Consider the following 16,903-nt stretch of genomic DNA (forward strand, 5'->3'; position numbering starts at 1 on the left):
CATACGTGGCGCGTCGCCGCCTAGCGAAGGGTGTGTCCGTCCACAGCGGGCGAAGGCAAACGAGGAACCCACTCCTTGCCACTTTCAACTTATAGCGCACCGGGGGGCTTGCGGCAAGACCCAGGTCGTGCCGCAGAATCACTGGCCGAGGCCAGAACCTGCAGAAATGGGAGATTCACGAAGTGCGTGTGTTGTTGTCGGTTTATAGGCCGTGCGGTGACGTCGAGCAAGTGGTGAGACTCGCGCCGCGGTCGCGGGCACTCGGCGCCGAGGCGCGGGTGTGCGCACCGCTGGACTTCGCGAGCGCGACCTCAGACCGGAGCTGGTGACATGAACTCCCTGACCACCAGCGCGTTCGACCTTCCCGACCACCTCTCCCCCAAGGCCGACCCGGCGCTGATCAACGGTGACGAGCAGCATTTCGCGGCCATCGAGGAAAGCCTTGAGCGAGCGATATCCGAACTGTCCGACCGCCTCGATGCCGAGCGCAAGGCGCCCGGCGGCATTGGCCGGGAGGCGATGGACCGGGACATGGAGATCCACCGGCTGACCGCTCGCCTGCGCGCCTTGCGTGGCTTCGGTTTGGACCTGTGCCTCGGACACATCGTCAGCACAGACAACCCCGAGCCCGTGTACGTCGGACGGCTTGGCCTCACCGACAGCGCGGGGCGTCGGCTGCTGCTCGACTGGCGCTCGCCCGCGGCTGAGCCGTTCTTCGCGGCGACCCACGCCAACCCGATGGGTCTGGCAAGCCGCCGCAGGTATCGCTGGACCCGCGGCCGGATCAGCGATTACTGGGACGAGGTGTTCACCTCGGACGGGCTTGAAGGGCACGCCGCGCTCGACGACCAGTCCGCCTTCATCGCCAGCCTGGGCAGCAACCGGTCAGCACGGATGCGAGACGTACTCGGCACCATCCAGTCCGATCAGGACGCCATCATCCGGGCTGGGTCCCGCGGCGCGCTCGTCGTCGACGGCGGTCCGGGTACGGGGAAGACCGTCGTCGCTCTGCACCGCTCCGCCTACCTCCTCTACTCCGACCCCCGCCTCGGTCACCGCCACGGCGGCGTGCTGTTCGTCGGCCCGAGCCGGCCCTACCTGACCTACGTCTCCGACGTCCTCCCCAGCCTCGGCGAAGAGGGCGTGCAGACCTGCACGCTGCGCGACCTCGTCTCCGAGGGAGCCACTGCCGCGATCGAGACCGACCCGGACGTGGCCCGTCTGAAGTCGTCCGCGGACATGGTGAAGGTGATCGAGCCGGCCGTCGGCATCTACGAAGAGCCGCCCACCAAGGGGATGACGGTCTCGACCCACTGGTCCGACCTCTGGCTGAGCGCCGACGACTGGGCCGCGGCGTTCGAAGCGGTGGAACCGGGCACTCCACACAACGAAGCACGTGACCAGGTCCGGGAAGAGCTGTTCACGATCCTGATGGACAAGCACGACGAGGACAACGTCTCACCCGACCTGCTCCGGAGGTCGCTGCTGCAGAACAGAGAGCTGATCGGGACCCTCAACCGCGCGTGGCCGATACTCGAAGCGACCGACCTCGTCGGAGACCTGTGGTCGGTTCCCGCCTACCTGCGCAAGTGCGCTCCCTGGCTCAGCCCCGATGACGTTCGCAAGCTGCAACGCGAGGACGCCCAGGCCTGGACGGTGTCCGACCTGCCGCTCCTGGACGCAGCACGGCAGCGGCTCGGCGACCCCGAGGCGTCGGTGCGTAAGCGTCGGCAGGAAGCCGCTGTCGCCGCCGAACGCGCGCGCCGGGCCGACGTCATGGACAGCCTGCTGCAGAACGTCGTGATCGACGAGAGCGAAGGCGCGTTGGGGATGCTGCACGGACGGGACCTGCAGGACAGCCTGATCGACGAGACCGCACTGCCCACCGCCGAACCGGACCTCCTCGCCGGCCCGTTCGCGCACATCGTCGTGGACGAGGCTCAGGAACTGACCGACGCGGAGTGGCAAATGCTGCTGCTCCGCTGCCCGTCCCGGAGCTTCACCATTGTCGGGGACCGCGCCCAGGCCAGGCACGGGTTCACAGAGTCGTGGCAGGAACGGCTCAAGCGGATCGGGCTCGACCGGATCAACGTGGCCTCCCTGAGCATCAACTACCGGACGCCGGAAGAGGTCATGGCGGAAGCCGAGCTGGTCATCCGAGCCGTGCTCCCGGACGCCAATGTGCCGACCTCCATCCGCAGCAGCGGCGTCCCCGTCGTACACGGATCTGTTGCGGCTCTGGACTCGATCCTCGACACCTGGCTCGTCGCGCATGCCGACGGGATCGCCTGCGTCATCGGCGATCCCACGTTCCGGGCGACGTCCCGCGTGCGGTCGCTGGCTCCGGAGCTGTCGAAGGGGCTGGAGTTCGACCTCGTCGTCCTCATCGACCCGGAGACGTTCGGCAAGGGTGTCGAAGGAACGGTCGACCGCTATGTCGCGATGACCCGAGCGACCCAGCAACTCGTCATCCTCACGAACTCCTGATGTCCGCCCAGACATCGTGATCGCAGCCCTCTACGATCACGAAGAGCGCCACCGAAGGAATGCCTGGGCTTCGCGGCGTGGCGCGACCTCTCCGCCGAGTACGGGCACCGCACTCCCTGGCTGGTCCTGCTGCCTCGCCGCCATGTCACAGCGGTCCATGAGCTCACCGACGTAGAGGCGGCAACACTGGGAATGTGGCAGGTGCGACTGCCCCGAGCACTTCACGATGTGACGGGCTGCGTCAAGACGCATGTAGCACATCACCGAGGTCAGGGGCTTCGCGCATGTGCACTTCCACGTGATGCCGCGCCTATCAGACCTGTCTCAGGAACTGCGCGGACCCGAAGTGTTCGCCTTACTCAGAAGACCCCCACAATAGCGGATGGCAGCTGATCTGGTGGAATAAATCGCGCGCTCCCTTCACGCCTACCTCGCATCGATATCCGGGCTCTCAGTAACCGACTCAGTAACCGACCACGGAAGTTGAGCAGGAACCCGAGAAGCGTCAGAAGGAGTGGGCCTCGCGGCAGGCGCACTACTACGCGATCACCTCGGGCGGTGTGATGATCGGCAGCCGCAGTCCGATGCGCCGGATCGGTCCGGACGAGCTGGAGCCACTTAAGCCGCGTCTATGGTCAGTCGCGGTCGGGGCGGAGTCTGCGGTGGGTACCGGAGCGGCCGATTTCCAGGTCCAGGAACGAGGTCAGCGCGGTTCCGCTGTTCCAGAAGCCGAGCAGGTTCACGTCGATCAGGCTCAGTTGGTGGCGGGCGGCGAAGTCGCGGGCCGGCTTCGTGAAGACGCAGGAGGCGACGAAGACGGGGACGTCGGCGCCATGCTCGGCGCGAGCGGTGCCGTTGAAGGTCTGGATGTAGCGGCTGCCGACGGTGCGGTGTTTGGCGTACCGCTTGCACTGGATGACGATTCGGCGGCCATCGGGGAGGAGGCCGGTGACGTCCGCGCCCAGGTCGCCGGCTCCGCCGACGCGCTTGACGTCGGTGCAGCCGTCCCGGCGGCAGAGTTCGGCGACGTATTCCTCGAATTGCCGGTCGTCCATCGCCCAGACCGCGTCGAGCGACCGGCGCGCTTGTCGCTGTGTTTCTTCAGCAAGCCGCGCCTTCTCGGCCTGCGCCTCTCGGCGCCCTGCGCGTACCAGGCTCGTCACCACGACTGCGGCAACGACGACGGCTAACGACGCCAGCAGCACTGTCCCCATGTGTTCTTGCCCCCCTGCTTCCGGCTGTATGCCCCCTTCTGCCTCCCCAACTCGAAGGCGGTCTACCCGAGTCCAGGGCCCCCGCGCCGCCCACCAAGGGAGGTAGATGGGTCGTCGGGCTCCGGCCGGGACGGGTGTCGTGCGGCGGCGCTCCCCGGAACTCGCGGCTGCCGCGCTTGAACGCTCTGTCGGGAAGCTGCGGCGGGGTCAGCGCTGCCGAGGGCGTGGCCGGGCTTTCGGGAGAGCGCCGGCTGCGCGCCGGTGCGGCGGAGCCGCGCGAACACCCTCTGGGGGGCTGTAGCCGCTTCCATCAGAGTGAGTCATCGAGAGCGCCCTGCCATATCTGCCGTACGCCGCAGACAAGCCGCCCGGGACAGGGGGAGACGGTACGCCGGGCAGCCCGTTCAAGCCTCCGACGGTCGCCCTTGCGCCGCTAGCCCCACCGTCGTGTATACGCGTCCGCCCCACACCACGCAGATGCACAAGCCCCAGGTAGGCGACATGTGGTGAGGGCCTGTCAGGTGCAAGAGTGCTCGGGAACGGGTGGACTTGCGGGGCTAACCCCTTGGTGCCTCACGGTGTGTCTCATCCCGCTCCGGTCCCCCTTCCACAGGAACCCGGAGCACACCCGACACCTGTGAAGGACCTTGCCGTGACCACCACAACCGCCCTCCTCCTCCTGACCCTCAGCCTCTCCTGCTCGCCCGTCCTCGGGGGCGTGTTCCACCTGACCCACACCCGCCCCGCCCTGAAGGACCCGATCAAGGTCACCGTCGCCACTCTGATCGCGTTGACCGCCTCGTGGCTCTCGCCCTCAGCCTCTGACCCACAGTCCGGCAGCCTTCCGCCGGATACAGCGGCCCGGCCTCTCACCAGGCGCCCCGGAGCTCTCAATGGTCACACCGGAAGAGAAACACACGCCGCAGAGTCACAACGAGCCACTTTCGATACGGGCCCTCGGCCGTGGCCCCATGGTTGATGAGGCTGCGAGAGATGCGCGTCGAGGTGTCGGACGCGGACAGCGGGATGCCACGGCCGCGTCGCGACTCGCCGGACGACGAGTCGGGACGCGGGCTGGCGCGATCTCCGCGCTGCCGGACAAATGAGCATGCACCACCCTGCCCCTGCGGCATCGGAAAAACGGTGTGGTTCGCGACTAAATCTGTCGTATAAGCTGCGGCGAATTTTCGAAACTTCATGCTCAAGAGTGGGGGAATCCCGGAATGCGCAAGGTATCGCAGGCCGTGATGGGCGCGGTGGTCGCGATGAGCGTGCTCAGTGGCTGCTCGTTCGGCTGGGGCGGGGACGGGGGCGAGAAAGAGAAGGTCGCCGAGAAGAAGCTGGGCGACAAGGGCACGGCGTGCGAACTGTCCGTGCACTTCACGCTCGCGACGTCCTGGAAGGCGGAGGCCATCACGCAGGCGACGGTGGACCAGATGGGCCCGCTCGGCCATCAGGGGCCGCTCACGCCCGCCTGCGAGCTCGACGCCAAGCCCGCCGGGCACGTCGGCTTCCTCATCGTGTGGTCCGGCACCAAGGGTGCCGCCGCGCCCGGCGGCACATCCCGCGCCCTGATGAAGACGTTCGTCGCCGCCGAGAACTTCGAGAGCAACGTCAAGTTCCGTGAGGTCAAGGCCGGTGACCTGCCTGCTACCGAGGCCACCTACACCGTCACCGACCTGTCCGCCGGCGAGGTCAGGCCCGAACGTGCGCTGGCCGTGATGACCAAGCACGGTGGCGTGGTCATCCATCTCGGAGGGCTCAACGCAGACGAGCACAAGGCGATGCTCCCGGCGTTCGAGCTGGCCAAGGAGACCCTCGGCGTGGCCTCCTGAGCACCACCGCCGCGCCCCCGGGGCTCGCCCGAGAGCGAGCCCAGTCCCGCAAGGAGCATTCCGGAGTGCGGCACGGCGTCTTCATCACTCACGCCGATCAACTCAACCGGGTCCTGCCCGACTTCATCGCGACACCGCATCCTGAAGTTGCCGCTCCGCCAGACAGGGCCGCAATGTCAGGGCAGCCATAGCCTGAGGCAGGCGATGGTGACGGCGGCGCCGTCCTCCCCCGCGCCTGAAGCGGAACTCCATGTCATGAATGTGGAGATGCCCGATGATTTTTCTGTTTCGTGCAACGCGCGGCACGGGCTGGGAGTCCTCAGGGACATAAGTGCGATACCGCACTTCGTTCACACGGGGAAGCACGGGGAAACACGGGGGAAGAGATGATGAGCACTCGTCGATTCGTCGCGCGTGGAACACGTAAACGGGCCGCTGAGGCCGAGTTCGCGCGCCATGTACCGCTTCAGGTCGGCAACGGAGAGGAAACGGACTATCCCTTCGTCGCCAACTACTCCAAGGCCCTGCCGCACAACAAGTTCGGCGAGGCAGACCCAGGCGCCTACCGCCTGCTGCTGCGTGCGTTGGGCACCGGTCGCAGTGGGGACTTCGAGCAAGTACCGCTCGGTGGCACCCGCAAACTGGTCAACCCGCAGGCGGGCTTCAGCTTCGACCTGGAGGGCCCGGACGCACAGGCGCTTGCCATCCGGCCGGCACCGCGTATCGACGGCGCGGAGAACTCCGCCGAAATGGTCGAGCTGTACTGGATGGCGCTCCTCCGCGATGTGTTGTTCACACGCCTGGACGCGAGCGAGCTCGCCGCGGAGGCAGCGACGGAACTCAGCGGTCTCTCCGACTTCCGCGGCCCCAAGCAGGACGGCCAGGTGACGACGCGGACGCTGTTCCGCGGCACCACCCGTGGCGATCTGACCGGACCTTACGTGTCGCAGTTCCTGCTCAAGGACATTCCGTACGGCACTTTGCTGATCCCGCAGCGGCAGGACACCCTGGTCCGTCCGGTCGACCACCTGACCGGTTGGGACGACTGGCTGGAGGTGCAGAACGGCTTTGCGCCCGAGCCGGACGAGCGGGACCTCACCACGCGTCGCTACATCCAGACGCCCCGGGACATGGCCCACTACGTCCACTTCGACGCGCTGTACGAGGCGTATGTCAACGCCGCCCTCATCCTGCTCGGCAACGGCGCGCCGGTGGACGCGGGCAACCCGTACCACTTCTCACGCAATCAGATCGGCTTCGGCACCTACGGAGGCCCGCATGTCCTCTCGCTGGTCGCGGAGGTGGCCAGCCGGGCGTTGAAGGCCGTGTGGTTCCAGAAGTGGAGCGTGCACCGGCGGTTGCGCCCTGAGGAGTTCGGCGGCCGGATTCACCAGCAGTTGCGCGGCCGCCGGGAGTACCCGATCGACTCCGAGGTGCTGGGCTCTGCCGCCGTCAAGCGCGTCTTCGAAAAGCACGGCACGTATCTGCTGCCGCAGGCCTTCCCCGAAGGCAGCCCGGCACATCCGGCCTACGGGGCCGGGCACGCCACCGTGGCGGGTGCCTGCGTGACCATCCTCAAGGCATGGTTCGACGAGGCGTACCACCTCCCCGAGCCTGTTGTCCCGTCGGCCGACGGCACCGCCCTGGTCCCGTACGACGGACCAGGCCACGACCGGCTGACCGTCGGCGGTGAGCTCAACAAGGTCGCGGCGAATGTGGCCATCGGCCGCAACATGGGCGGCGTGCACTGGCGCACCGACTACACAGAATCGGTGCGCCTCGGGGAGGAAGTGGCCATCGGCGTCCTGCGAGAGGCGAGGGACGTCACTTTGGAGGACGCCCACTTCACCCTCAGCCGCTTCGACGGCACCACCATCACCATCTGATCCGTCAGTAGTTCAGCGGTTCGCTAGTTCAGCGGTACAGACAGCATGATGGACGGTCGTGTCCCCCGCCATTACAGCGTCGCATGGCTGCACGGCCGTCCATACACCGCTGGCCCACTCCCCCAACGCGCGGCCCCTGGCATGCCTGGAGCGGTATCCGTCGCCCGGTGGCGCTGCCTATGCCTATGCCTGTTCCTTGCACGCGCCGCCGACGGGGACGACGTGGCGCGGTCAAAGCTCCGGCGAGCTCCTGCCGGACGACCGAACCACCGAACCGCGCCGTCACCGACCTGCCGAGCCGGAGACCATTCCTGGAAGGAGATCCACGGAGACCGAGGCCAAAGCGCGCCGTCACGAGAGCGGAAAGGCACGCACCGTTCGAGGAACGAAGCTTGCCGTTTCAGGCCCTGGTCAATGCGGCTACCGCGGCCAAAAGAGCGTACTGCTGCTCCCTCGCCTCGCTCGGGGTGTGCGTGGAAGTCTGGACCCCGAAGGTCGCATTGCGCGTCTGGGTCGCGAGATCCAGGACCCGACGGTCCTGCGTCGTCAGTCTCAGCCGGTTCATCGCGTGATTCACCCGCGACCGCGCAGCCCAACTCTCGCGGAGAGCCTCGTCCGTACTGTCGGCAGTCGTGTCTGGCAGGGTTTGCAGCCGCGTCTCCCAGTACAGACGCTCCCGGTGGGGCCTCTCCGTGCCGGTTTCGAGCACGACCACCGGCCGACACGCTCTGGCACTGGAGGTGGCGGAAGGGGAACGCGACTGCTGGGTGACGGCAGGAGAACCCTGATGCTCCACTGCCCGACAGTCTCAGCCTCGCCGACTCGGGTGCTGACCCGCCGACCGAGATGCTGGGTGACGCTCCTTCACCGGGAAGTCAGAGTCTTCGTGGGCGGGCGGGTCGGGGGCAGTCGCGGGCCCTTCACGAGGGTGTGGGGACGGCGGGCGGGGATGCGGATTCGGCGGACTGCGTGCCGGACGAACCGCCGGGGACCGGCCCAGTCGTCGCGTCCTTCTTCCAGGGGCCGACACCGAGCTTCCCCGTGGTGCCCAGGTCGAGTTCCGGGGTCACCATCACCGGATCGGCACCGGGCTTCGCCCGCACCCTCACGTAGGGGACGCTCACGGGATTGCCTGCTTCGACGGTGTTGCGCCAGGCCAGACCGGCGTGGGCGCGCTCGCCGGGCTTCAGGACCAGTGGCTGGGGTACGCCGTCGGCTCCGGTGCCGGTGGCGATGGCGCTGCCGCCATGGAGGAGCTTCACGCTGTTGACGCGCTTGTGGTCCTCGCCGATGAGTTGGAGTTGCGGGTAGCCGTTGAGACGGTAGGTACGAGTGCCGCAGTTCTCCAGATGGAGGCCCATGACGCGGAGGCCCATGGCGGCATCGCCATCGTCGGCGTACACCCGTACTCCCGAGGGCGGGCAGGAGCCCCCTTGGGAGGGTGCTTCGTCGGTGGGTATCCTCCTCACCTCGGCGATCCGTACGCGTGCCTTGCCACGTACGCCCGGAGGAAGCCCTTCCATGGTGACGGTGCGCTTCATGGTCCGACCGGGCTGGACGGACGGCACTGTCTGCTGCGTCCTTGTCAGCATCTCTCCGGAATCCGACCGCGACTCGAAGGTGATCGTGTAGGTGAAGGGTCCGGACTCCCGGTTGGTGACCTCGAACTCGGCGCAGGCGCGGGTGCCGCCGCCCAAGCCGGTGATCTTCACTCCGTCCTTCGCCAGGTCGGAAGGGTCGCCAGGCAGGTCCGAAGTGCTGGGCGCGGATGGCGTGCCGGAAGTCCGAGCCCCGCAGGAGGACGTGCCGGGGGCGCCCGGGGAGTCAGGCCCCTGCGTCGGCGCCGAGCCGTCGCTCCGCGAATCGGCATTCTGCGATCCGCAAGCCGTGAGCAGCAGGAAGACCGCGACGACGGGGAGAGGGACGGAGGCGGTACGCATACGCCCGAGTCGATCAGGACTAGACCATACATGTCATGACGGGGGTCACATTTCCGGTAACAAGCCTGACACAGGTGAGGGGACGGTACGGGCAGGAGCTCGCCAATGAGTGTCTGCGTGTCTGTTCGTCGCAGAGTCGCCGAGATCCTGGCCGAGATCTCGCCGAGTTCTTGGACGAACCACATCGCGCATTCAGGCACCCCGGACGGACCACCGTGAAGCTGACCGAGGCCACTGCATGCACCTCCGCGCGGCGTACCCCTGACTTACCTGGCACAAGAGCACTCACACTCTCGCGCTAGTCTCCGCGCGCGAGCCTTTATGTTGTTCTAGGTTTCGGGCCCGCCGGGGCGGCCACTGCTCGGCTGCTGGCCGAAGAGGGTCATTCGGTACGGGTCGTCACCAAGTCGGGCCGAAGGCCGGAGCCCGGCATCGAGCACATCACGTTGGACGCGGCGGACAGCAAGCGACTGACCGAGGCCGCGCAGGGCGCGGCCGCGATCTACAGCTGCGCCGCGCCGCCCTACCATCGCTGGGCGAGTGAACTGCCGCCGCTGGCCTCATCGGTCTGCGCGGCGGCTGAGGAGACCGGGGCCGTCCTGGTCATGCTGGGCAACCTCTACGGCTACGGTCCGGTGGACGGTCCCATGACCGAGGAGCTGCCGCTCGCGGCGACCGGCCCCAAGGGTCAGGTGCGCACCGGCGTTTGGGAGCAGGCACGGAAGCTGCATGAGCAGGGCCGCATCAAGGCCGTCGAGGTGCGGGCCTCGGATTTCTTCGGGCCCGGCGTGACCGACGGCGGGCACCTGGCCGCGCGGGTCATGCCTCGACTGCTGCGCGGCAAGCCGGTCTCCACGCTCGGAAACCCGGACGTCCCCCACAGCTGGAGCTATCTCCCCGATGTGGCCAGGACTCTGGTCGAGGTCGCGGGTGAGGAACGGGCCTGGGGACGGGCCTGGCACGCCCCGACGGAGCCGGCGCTGTCCACCCGGGAGATGGTCGACCGCCTTGCCGCTCAGTCGGCAACGGGGCCGGCCGCGGTGCGCAGACTGCCGCCGATCGTGCTGGGTGTCGTGTCGGTCTTCTCCCCGCCGCTTCGCGAACTGAAGGAGATTCGCTACCAGTTCGACCATCCGTTCGTCGTCGATTCGAGCGCTTACGAAGCCGAATTCGCGGTACGAGCCACCCCCGTCGATGAGCAGGTCAAGGCGACAGTCGACTGGTGGCGTGAGCGACTGGCCTCCACCGGGTGACATCCGTGCCGACGTAAGGCCCGCTGGCGGGTTCAGCGGGAGCGCGGCGCTCGTCGGCACGACAGGACGGCGAGGAGCTCGGCGATCGAGTCGATCGAGGTGATCGAGTTATCGGGGTTGGGCAGCATGTCGCGGACGGCTCAGATGATCCTGGGGGCGGCGGTGGGGCGCCCGCCGACACGGCCGCGGCCGCGGACTCCGGCCACGTCCAGGCCCTCGGTTGGCCGCGGCCTCGGTGAGGATGGCCGTGACGGCCCGGCCCCCGTTCAGGTGCGTTCCAGAGGTCGGGCCACCGGGTGTCCGGTCCACCGTCAGGCGCGGCAGCGCAGCATCTCCAGTGGGGGGTTGGCGAGGAAGTCCGCCCAGAAGTCCGCACCGAACTCGCGCACGCCGGCGTCGGACACGTTCAGTGGGACCCAGGTCACCTGGCCGAATCCGGCCGCCCGCAGACACTTTTCGTAGACCTCGCGGCGCGGGCGGGTGGTGACGAACTCGATCGGCGGGTCGAGCAGCGCCGTGAGCCGGACGCGCGGTCCGGTCTCGGCCTCCTCGCCGGTCAGCTCGGGGCGAAAGCCGTACTTGTCCATGGGCGGCCCGTCGAAGCGGTAGTCGGGTGACTGGTTGAGCACGAAGAACTCAGCGCCGGGCGCCAGGCTCCGGTGCACGGCGCGGCACATCCGCTCCATGGCGGCGATGTCCTCCGCGTAGTTGAGCAGCTGGACCGCTGTGGCGACGTCGAAGCGCCGCCCGAGAGGCCGCAGGGCGGACACATCGCCCACCTCATAGCGCACACCCAGCGGATTGCGCTCCTCCAACTTCCGGGCCACGGCGACCATTTCGCTGGAAATCTCGACTCCGAGCACGTCCGCGGCACCGCGCCGCTTGAACTCCCTGCTGTAGAAGCCGGTGCCGGAGGCCAGGTCGAGGACCGACTTGCCGCGCACATCCCCGACCATGGCCAGGAAGCCGGGCACTGCCGCGTAGTGCTCCAGCGGCAGGGACTTGAAGCCCTCGTACGCCTCACCGATCTCGTCATACTGCTGCACGCTCACGTGCTGTCCTCCCCTGTGCTTCGTCATGCCCTTGACCTCGGCCTCCCGCTCCCGGGACACGCCGCAGCCTCTGGCGGGCAGTCTCGCGCACCCCGGCAGACCGTCGTACTAGGCAGAAGCCACAAAGATGCGGACATCGTCCCGGCTCCTTGTACGAGGGCGGTCTCGGCAAGCTGCTGGGGGCATGCGCGGCGTTCGAAGGTCGGCAACGCCGCCGCGACGCCGCTGATCCTGCGCGCCTCCGACCTGCTGGCCCCTGGACCCCGGCGGAAAGCGCCACCACGAACGAGAGACCCGGTCGGGTCATCGACACCGGCTCAGCGCGTCCGTAGCCGCCAGGCCGCGGCGAGCAGCTACCCGCTCCGTGCGAGGACCTGATTGTCAGTGGTCGGCCCTAGGGTCGTTGTATCGCCAAGGGGCCGCTCTACCGGGGCACTTCGGCCTCTGCCTGTCTCCTGTCCTGCCTGAAGAAGGGTCAGCCATGCCCGCTGTCACCGGTTCGACCACCTACCTGGAGCTGTCCGAGGAGGGCGGCGGTGCGCACAAGTTCTACGAGGTGCGGCACGCCGGCACCGAGGTGACGATCTCCTTCGGGCGGATCGGAGAGAAGGGCCAGGTCCGGTCTTCCCGTTTCCCCACCTCCGCCAAGGCCGCGGAGGCCGCGGCCCGCAAGGTCAGTGAGAAGGTACGCAAGGGCTACGTCCCGGCCGTACGCGGCGTGCGGCAGAGCCGTCCGATCACGCGCCGCCAGATCGTCAGCAGCCGGTCCACAGCTCGTCAGGCCCCGGTGGTATGGCGGTTCTCCTCCGGCGCCGCCGCGTTCGGCATCTTCGTCGACGCCGAGCACGTGTGGGTCGGTAACGAGCACGGCGACGTCTTCACACTCGCCCACGACGGCCGGGTCACCGGGCGGTTCGGCCTGCCCGACGGTGTGAAGTGCATCGTCGCCGACGATTTCTGGATCTACGCGGGCTGCGACGACGGCCGGGTGTACGACCTCAGCGGCAAGGTGCCGCACGTCGCCTACGAGATAGCCGAGGACGTCGACATCTACTGGCTGGACATCCACGACGGCATCCTTGGCGTCTCCGACGCGGGCGGCGGCGTCACCACCGTTGACCACGAGGACGACTTCCAGTGGCGGCGCAACGGCCGCGGCACCAGCGCCTGGATGATCCGTTGTGACGACGACGGCGTCTACCACGGAGATTCGAGTGGAGTCGCCCGGTACGGGGCTCGCGATGGCGTCCCGCTGTGGTCGACGCCCACCCAGGGATCAGTGCTGTTCGGCTGGCAGGAGGCCGAGGAGGTCTTCGCCGGAACCAGCCAGGGCTGGGTCCACCGCATGGCCAAGGCGGACGGCCGCGAACGGGCCCGATACCGATGTGACGCCGCGGTGTTCTCCTGCGCCACGTCCCCGGACGGCCGGTACGTCTTCGCCGGGGACAACCACTCCTCCATCTACTGCTTCACCGCCGACGGCACCCGCCTGTGGAAGCTGGGCACCGGCTGCGGCTCCGCATACTCCATGCAGTACCGCGACGAACACCTGTACATCGTCACCACCGACGGATCACTGGCATGCATCGACGCCGGTGAGACCGCCGTACGCGAAGCGGAAGGCGGGCGGCTGCCGCGTACGGCCGACATCAAGGCGACCGGCTGGGAGCGAGTCGTGCCCTCGCAGAGCCTGGACACGGTCACCGCCGACGCGGCGGACGGCGTGGTGGTCGAGTGCTTCCCGGAAGGCGACCGCATCCGCGTCCGTGTCGTCTCCCCTGGTTTCGATCCGGGCTGGCGCGTGCAGTTCCCCAAGGACCTCCGGGTCACCGGAGCCCGTTACGTGGTCACCGAAGTCCGCCCCGCCGCCCACGGCGGCTTCTACCGCGCCCGCGGGGAGATCAAGCGCATGCTGTGAGCCCCGGCACCGCCCGGCGGGACGAGTCCGAGGACGGCGCTCGTCCCGCCGGGCGGATGCCAGCGGATCACTGACAATCGGGGTAGGTGCGGTCGGCCCCGCCGACGCCGTGGTGAGCGGGGCCGGAGGCGAACGAAGCGTGGGGAGCTGTTCGGGCCAATACCCGCGCCCAGAACCGTACTTCGAGCATCAAGTTCCGAGTTCACAGGCGCCGATCCGCTTGGCAGGAGCGGGAGGCTCACTAAAATGGGCACCGGCAGGGTGTTCCCCTCGCCGTGGCGGCCCTGCCTGGGGCCGAGCATTCCCATGAGCCTGACGCTGGCCGGCATGCCGCGGGCGCTTCTCGCGCCGAGCACGTCGGCAGGCGCTCGGCACCTCCGGCTGCCCGCGCATGCCCCGCGGAAGGACCACCGCCCATGAGTCTGGACATCGTCCACCTCGACGCCGCGCCCGAACCGCAGTGCTGGGTCGAGCTGAGTAGCTACGCGCCCGCGAAGGACGGCTTCCTGTGGCGCGACCTCCTCTCCGAACAGGACATCAGCGCCTCCCACGACTACAGCGACGACGTCCGCCGGATACTCCGCACCATCCCCGGCTCCTCCGCCCGGCTGTCGGAGATCGGTGAACGGCTCAAGATCGGCACCGTGCGCGAGGCCATGCGCCTGGCCGTGTGCGTCCTGCGTCTGGAGGAGCTCGGTGAGCTGCGCCGCGCCGACGCGGACAGCGGCGCCTTCACGAGTGCACAGACGTAGTCCTGGCTGCCCCCCACCAGCGCCCGGGCTGCGGCGCGGACTCCTTCAAGGTGCTGGCCCGGTCCCCGGTCGAGGAGCTGTCGCGCCAGGGCTGCGCCCTGCCCGGGTAGAGGTCTCCGCCAACGGCTGGCAGGGAGTGCGGCTGCACTTCGCCCTCCCGTTGTCGGAGATGGACGGCGGGTGACCATACAGGGAGGGCGGACACCGTTCCCGCCTGCGAATGGTGAGGTCGCCGCCCAGGGGGTAATAAAAAGATATGCACACATTGATGCACTTGACCCCGATATCTCCCCACGGTGATCTGGGGCCGGCCGATCGCCACCCGAGCCTGCGAGATCATCATTACCGGGAGCGGCGGGACGCGGTGGCGGCGCTGGTCAGCGGACGTGAAGCAGGCGATCCGTCGCCGTCCGTGGTGTACCGGGACGACGAGCACCGCTTGTGGAGTGCGGTACGCACGGCTTTGACGCCCGCCCAGGACGCCCACGCCTGCGCCGCTGTGCTCCACGCGCGCGAGGAGGTGGCCTTGCCCGCCGACCACATCCCGCAGCACGCGGAAGTGACGGCCCGGCTGAAGGCCCTGACCGGGTTCAGCCTTGCTCCGGCCGACGGCCTGGTGCCCACCCGTCGCACCCTGGAGGCGCTGCCACACGGGTACTTCTACGCCGTGCAGTACCTGCGTCACCCGGCCCTGCCCCTGTACACCCCGGAACCGGACATGATCCACGATGTGTGCGGGCACTGCACCCAACTGGCGTCGCCCTGGTTCGCCCACCTGTACCGCCTCTTCGGGTGCGCCGCCTCACGGGTGCGCACCGAGGAGGCCGTGGAACTGCTCAGCCGGGTGTTCTGGTTCACCCTGGAGTACGGCGTGGTGGCCGATGCGGGCAAGACGAAGGCCTACGGCGCGGCGCTGCTGTCGTCGTACGGTGAACTGGCCCGCCTGCCGGGGACAGAAATCCACGACTGGGACATACCGGCGATGGTGCGTATCCCCTTCCGGATTTCGGGTTACCAGCCGGTCTTGTTCACCGCCCGTTCCATGGACCACCTGGAAGACGCGCTGAGCGGCTTTCTTGACAGCTTCGACGATGACACAGCCGACCGGCTGGGCATCCCGCCCGAGGTTCTCCACGAGCAGCGGTGGGACATGTGAGCGGCCAGGCCCTCCAGGTCCGCACGACAAGCCCTCCAGGCCCCGCACGGCCTGGCTCCCGCTGATCCGGCGGCAGGGCCGGACCCGGCACGGTGAGAGGCCACGGCCACGCCACGGCCACGCCACGGCCACGGATGGAGGTGTCACGATGCGGATCACCGGAGCGATCCCGCCCGCCTGCCCCCCGCCCGGACCAACTGACGCCCCCTGACGGCCAAGCGCTCCCTCCCGGAGCGACAAGCTCATCGCGTGGCGTCCGGAGCGAGCGCGAGCACCTGCGAGCGCAGCGAGGCGTCGGTGTCCAGCTGTCCGGTCAGGTGGCTGGTGACCATGGCGGCCTGGTGGGCGCGGACTCCGCGCAGTGTCATACAGGCGTGTACGGAGCGGATGAGGCAGGCTGAGCCGCCGGTGGTCAGGCAGGTGTCCAATGCGCAGGTCACCTGGCTCCCGAGCCGTTCCTGCATCTGGGGCCGGGCGGCGTAATCCTGCAAGAGCCGGGCCAGTTTCGACAGCCCGACGATCGAAGCACCGTCGGCGGGCAGGTAGGCGATGGTGGCCTGGCCGCTGAACGGCAGCAGATGATACTCGCACAAGGACACAAAGGGAACACCCACTGCGGCAATCAGTGACTGGCCGGGCCCCTCGGAGGGAAACCTGACGGTCAGATGGCGAGTGGGGTCCACGTGCAGGCCGGCGGTCATCTCGGTAATGGCCTTGACCAGCCGGTGCGCCGTGATCCGGGTTCCGGGCGCCTCGGTGTCGAATCCCAGCGCCTGGAGCATCGCCTGCGCGTGGGCTGTCGCAGTAGCGACAGACTGCCCCGCGGCGCGGTGACGCTCATCCTGCCTGGCCCAGTTGCCGGAGGCTGGCTGCATCGGTGCACCTTTCCCACTGGGCGGTGTTGGTGCGGGTCTCTTGGACCTGAACGCGCGAGACGCAGGTGCCGGGGGCGCCGGGAAGGGTCTGGAGAAGACTGGTGGCAGCCCGGCCGAGGAGGACCGCCACCGCTTCCACCGTGGGCCACTCCAGGTCCGCGGCGAACCGCTCATCGCCGTCAGCGTCCTGCCGTCCGAAGTGGAAGACCTTGCTGGAGTGCGCAGCGAGGACCTCGGCAAGGGGGTCGTCGACCGAGAGCATCGCACCGTGGTCAAGATTCGTGTCGATCCAGGACCGCAGGCGGCTCTTGAGGGCACCGAATTCGACGAGAGTGCAGTTGCTGAGGCGCGGGCCGCTGACGGTCGCTTCCACCCACCAGGAGTGACCGTGCAGGTTCTGGCACTTGCCCGGCAGCACGGGGAGACGGTGCGCCGTCTCGAAATTGTGGCGAACGCTGATGTGGTGCGTCATGGAACCTCACATGCATAAGTGTTCCCGTCGGGCACTCCGGAGGAATTGCACGACGCGGCGCTC

At 68.3% G+C, this 16,903-nt stretch carries 12 protein-coding genes and 1 pseudogene; 7 read left to right on the forward strand and 6 right to left on the reverse strand.

Annotation, left to right across the window (positions count from 1 at the left end; all coding sequences use genetic code 11):
• Positions 1–330: 330 nt before the first annotated feature.
• The gene (gene helR, locus AC5P1B_RS23900) at positions 331–2,487 is read left to right on the forward strand and encodes an RNA polymerase recycling motor ATPase HelR (RefSeq protein ID WP_493889533.1); all 2,157 of its coding nucleotides are present in this window, start codon (positions 331–333) and stop codon (positions 2,485–2,487) included.
• Positions 2,488–3,122: 635 nt separating this feature from the next.
• On the opposite strand, the gene AC5P1B_RS23905 is transcribed toward helR, so the two are convergent.
• Positions 3,123–3,701, reverse strand: coding sequence for a restriction endonuclease (locus AC5P1B_RS23905; protein WP_493889534.1), 579 nt, complete (start codon positions 3,699–3,701; stop codon positions 3,123–3,125).
• Between the two features lie 1,223 nt (positions 3,702–4,924).
• On the opposite strand from AC5P1B_RS23905, the gene AC5P1B_RS23910 reads away from it, so the two are divergent.
• The gene (locus tag AC5P1B_RS23910) at positions 4,925–5,536 is read left to right on the forward strand and encodes a lipoprotein (protein WP_493889535.1); all 612 of its coding nucleotides are present in this window, start codon (positions 4,925–4,927) and stop codon (positions 5,534–5,536) included.
• Between the two features lie 389 nt (positions 5,537–5,925).
• Positions 5,926–7,422 (forward strand): vanadium-dependent haloperoxidase, encoded by a 1,497-nt coding sequence (locus AC5P1B_RS23915; RefSeq protein ID WP_493889536.1) that lies wholly within the window; start codon positions 5,926–5,928, stop codon positions 7,420–7,422.
• 400 nt (positions 7,423–7,822) lie between these two features.
• On the opposite strand, the gene kilB is transcribed toward AC5P1B_RS23915, so the two are convergent.
• Together kilB and AC5P1B_RS23925 are read right to left on the reverse strand one after the other, a co-directional pair.
• Positions 7,823–8,218, reverse strand: coding sequence for a plasmid transfer protein KilB (kilB, locus tag AC5P1B_RS23920; protein WP_493889537.1), 396 nt, complete (start codon positions 8,216–8,218; stop codon positions 7,823–7,825).
• A 124-nt stretch (positions 8,219–8,342) separates the two neighbouring features.
• Entirely contained in the window at positions 8,343–9,362 is a 1,020-nt protein-coding gene (locus tag AC5P1B_RS23925) for a DUF4232 domain-containing protein (RefSeq protein WP_493889538.1), read from the reverse strand.
• Positions 9,363–9,676: 314 nt separating this feature from the next.
• Between AC5P1B_RS23925 and AC5P1B_RS23930 the strand changes: the two are divergent.
• Positions 9,677–10,615: pseudogene (locus tag AC5P1B_RS23930) on the forward strand (NAD-dependent epimerase/dehydratase family protein); the annotation flags it as partial.
• A gap of 311 nt (positions 10,616–10,926) precedes the next feature.
• Here AC5P1B_RS23930 and AC5P1B_RS23935 read toward each other — a convergent pair.
• Positions 10,927–11,667 carry a class I SAM-dependent methyltransferase gene (locus AC5P1B_RS23935; protein ID WP_493889539.1) on the reverse strand — a complete coding sequence of 247 codons (741 nt, stop codon included), beginning with the start codon at positions 11,665–11,667 and terminating at the stop codon, positions 10,927–10,929.
• Between the two features lie 481 nt (positions 11,668–12,148).
• Here AC5P1B_RS23935 and AC5P1B_RS23940 point away from each other — a divergent pair, with 481 nt between their 5' ends.
• The 3 genes from AC5P1B_RS23940 to AC5P1B_RS23950 all read left to right on the forward strand — a co-directional run bounded on the left by AC5P1B_RS23940 (position 12,149) and on the right by AC5P1B_RS23950 (position 15,493).
• On the forward strand, positions 12,149–13,585 hold the full coding sequence (locus tag AC5P1B_RS23940; protein ID WP_493889541.1) for a WGR domain-containing protein: 1,437 nt from the start codon (positions 12,149–12,151) through the stop codon (positions 13,583–13,585).
• A 416-nt stretch (positions 13,586–14,001) separates the two neighbouring features.
• Positions 14,002–14,337: a hypothetical protein gene (locus AC5P1B_RS23945; RefSeq protein WP_493889542.1), complete on the forward strand. Its 336-nt coding sequence runs from the start codon at positions 14,002–14,004 to the stop codon at positions 14,335–14,337.
• Between the two features lie 268 nt (positions 14,338–14,605).
• On the forward strand, positions 14,606–15,493 hold the full coding sequence (locus AC5P1B_RS23950) for a phenylalanine 4-monooxygenase (RefSeq protein WP_493889543.1): 888 nt from the start codon (positions 14,606–14,608) through the stop codon (positions 15,491–15,493).
• Between the two features lie 242 nt (positions 15,494–15,735).
• Here the strand turns inward: AC5P1B_RS23950 and folE are convergent, their stop codons facing one another.
• Together folE and AC5P1B_RS23960 are read right to left on the reverse strand one after the other, a co-directional pair.
• Positions 15,736–16,368 carry a GTP cyclohydrolase I gene (gene folE, locus AC5P1B_RS23955; RefSeq protein ID WP_493889544.1) on the reverse strand — a complete coding sequence of 211 codons (633 nt, stop codon included), beginning with the start codon at positions 16,366–16,368 and terminating at the stop codon, positions 15,736–15,738.
• Positions 16,331–16,840 carry a 6-pyruvoyl trahydropterin synthase family protein gene (locus AC5P1B_RS23960; RefSeq protein ID WP_493889546.1) on the reverse strand — a complete coding sequence of 170 codons (510 nt, stop codon included), beginning with the start codon at positions 16,838–16,840 and terminating at the stop codon, positions 16,331–16,333. Before AC5P1B_RS23960 ends, folE begins: the two co-directional genes overlap by 38 nt.
• Between the last annotated feature and the right edge of the window lie 63 nt (positions 16,841–16,903).

The organism is Streptomyces sp. A01, assembly GCF_059026195.1.

Coding starts and splice junctions, on each gene's coding strand:
- AC5P1B_RS23950 (WP_493889543.1), top strand. CDS start 14,606: ATGCACTTGACCCCGATATCTCCCCACGGTGATCTGGGGCCGGCCGAT.
- helR (WP_493889533.1), top strand. CDS start 331: ATGAACTCCCTGACCACCAGCGCGTTCGACCTTCCCGACCACCTCTCC.
- folE (WP_493889544.1), bottom strand. CDS start 16,368: ATGCAGCCAGCCTCCGGCAACTGGGCCAGGCAGGATGAGCGTCACCGC.
- AC5P1B_RS23925 (WP_493889538.1), bottom strand. CDS start 9,362: ATGCGTACCGCCTCCGTCCCTCTCCCCGTCGTCGCGGTCTTCCTGCTG.
- AC5P1B_RS23905 (WP_493889534.1), bottom strand. CDS start 3,701: ATGGGGACAGTGCTGCTGGCGTCGTTAGCCGTCGTCGTTGCCGCAGTC.
- AC5P1B_RS23910 (WP_493889535.1), top strand. CDS start 4,925: ATGCGCAAGGTATCGCAGGCCGTGATGGGCGCGGTGGTCGCGATGAGC.
- AC5P1B_RS23945 (WP_493889542.1), top strand. CDS start 14,002: ATGAGTCTGGACATCGTCCACCTCGACGCCGCGCCCGAACCGCAGTGC.
- AC5P1B_RS23940 (WP_493889541.1), top strand. CDS start 12,149: ATGCCCGCTGTCACCGGTTCGACCACCTACCTGGAGCTGTCCGAGGAG.
- AC5P1B_RS23915 (WP_493889536.1), top strand. CDS start 5,926: ATGAGCACTCGTCGATTCGTCGCGCGTGGAACACGTAAACGGGCCGCT.
- AC5P1B_RS23960 (WP_493889546.1), bottom strand. CDS start 16,840: ATGACGCACCACATCAGCGTTCGCCACAATTTCGAGACGGCGCACCGT.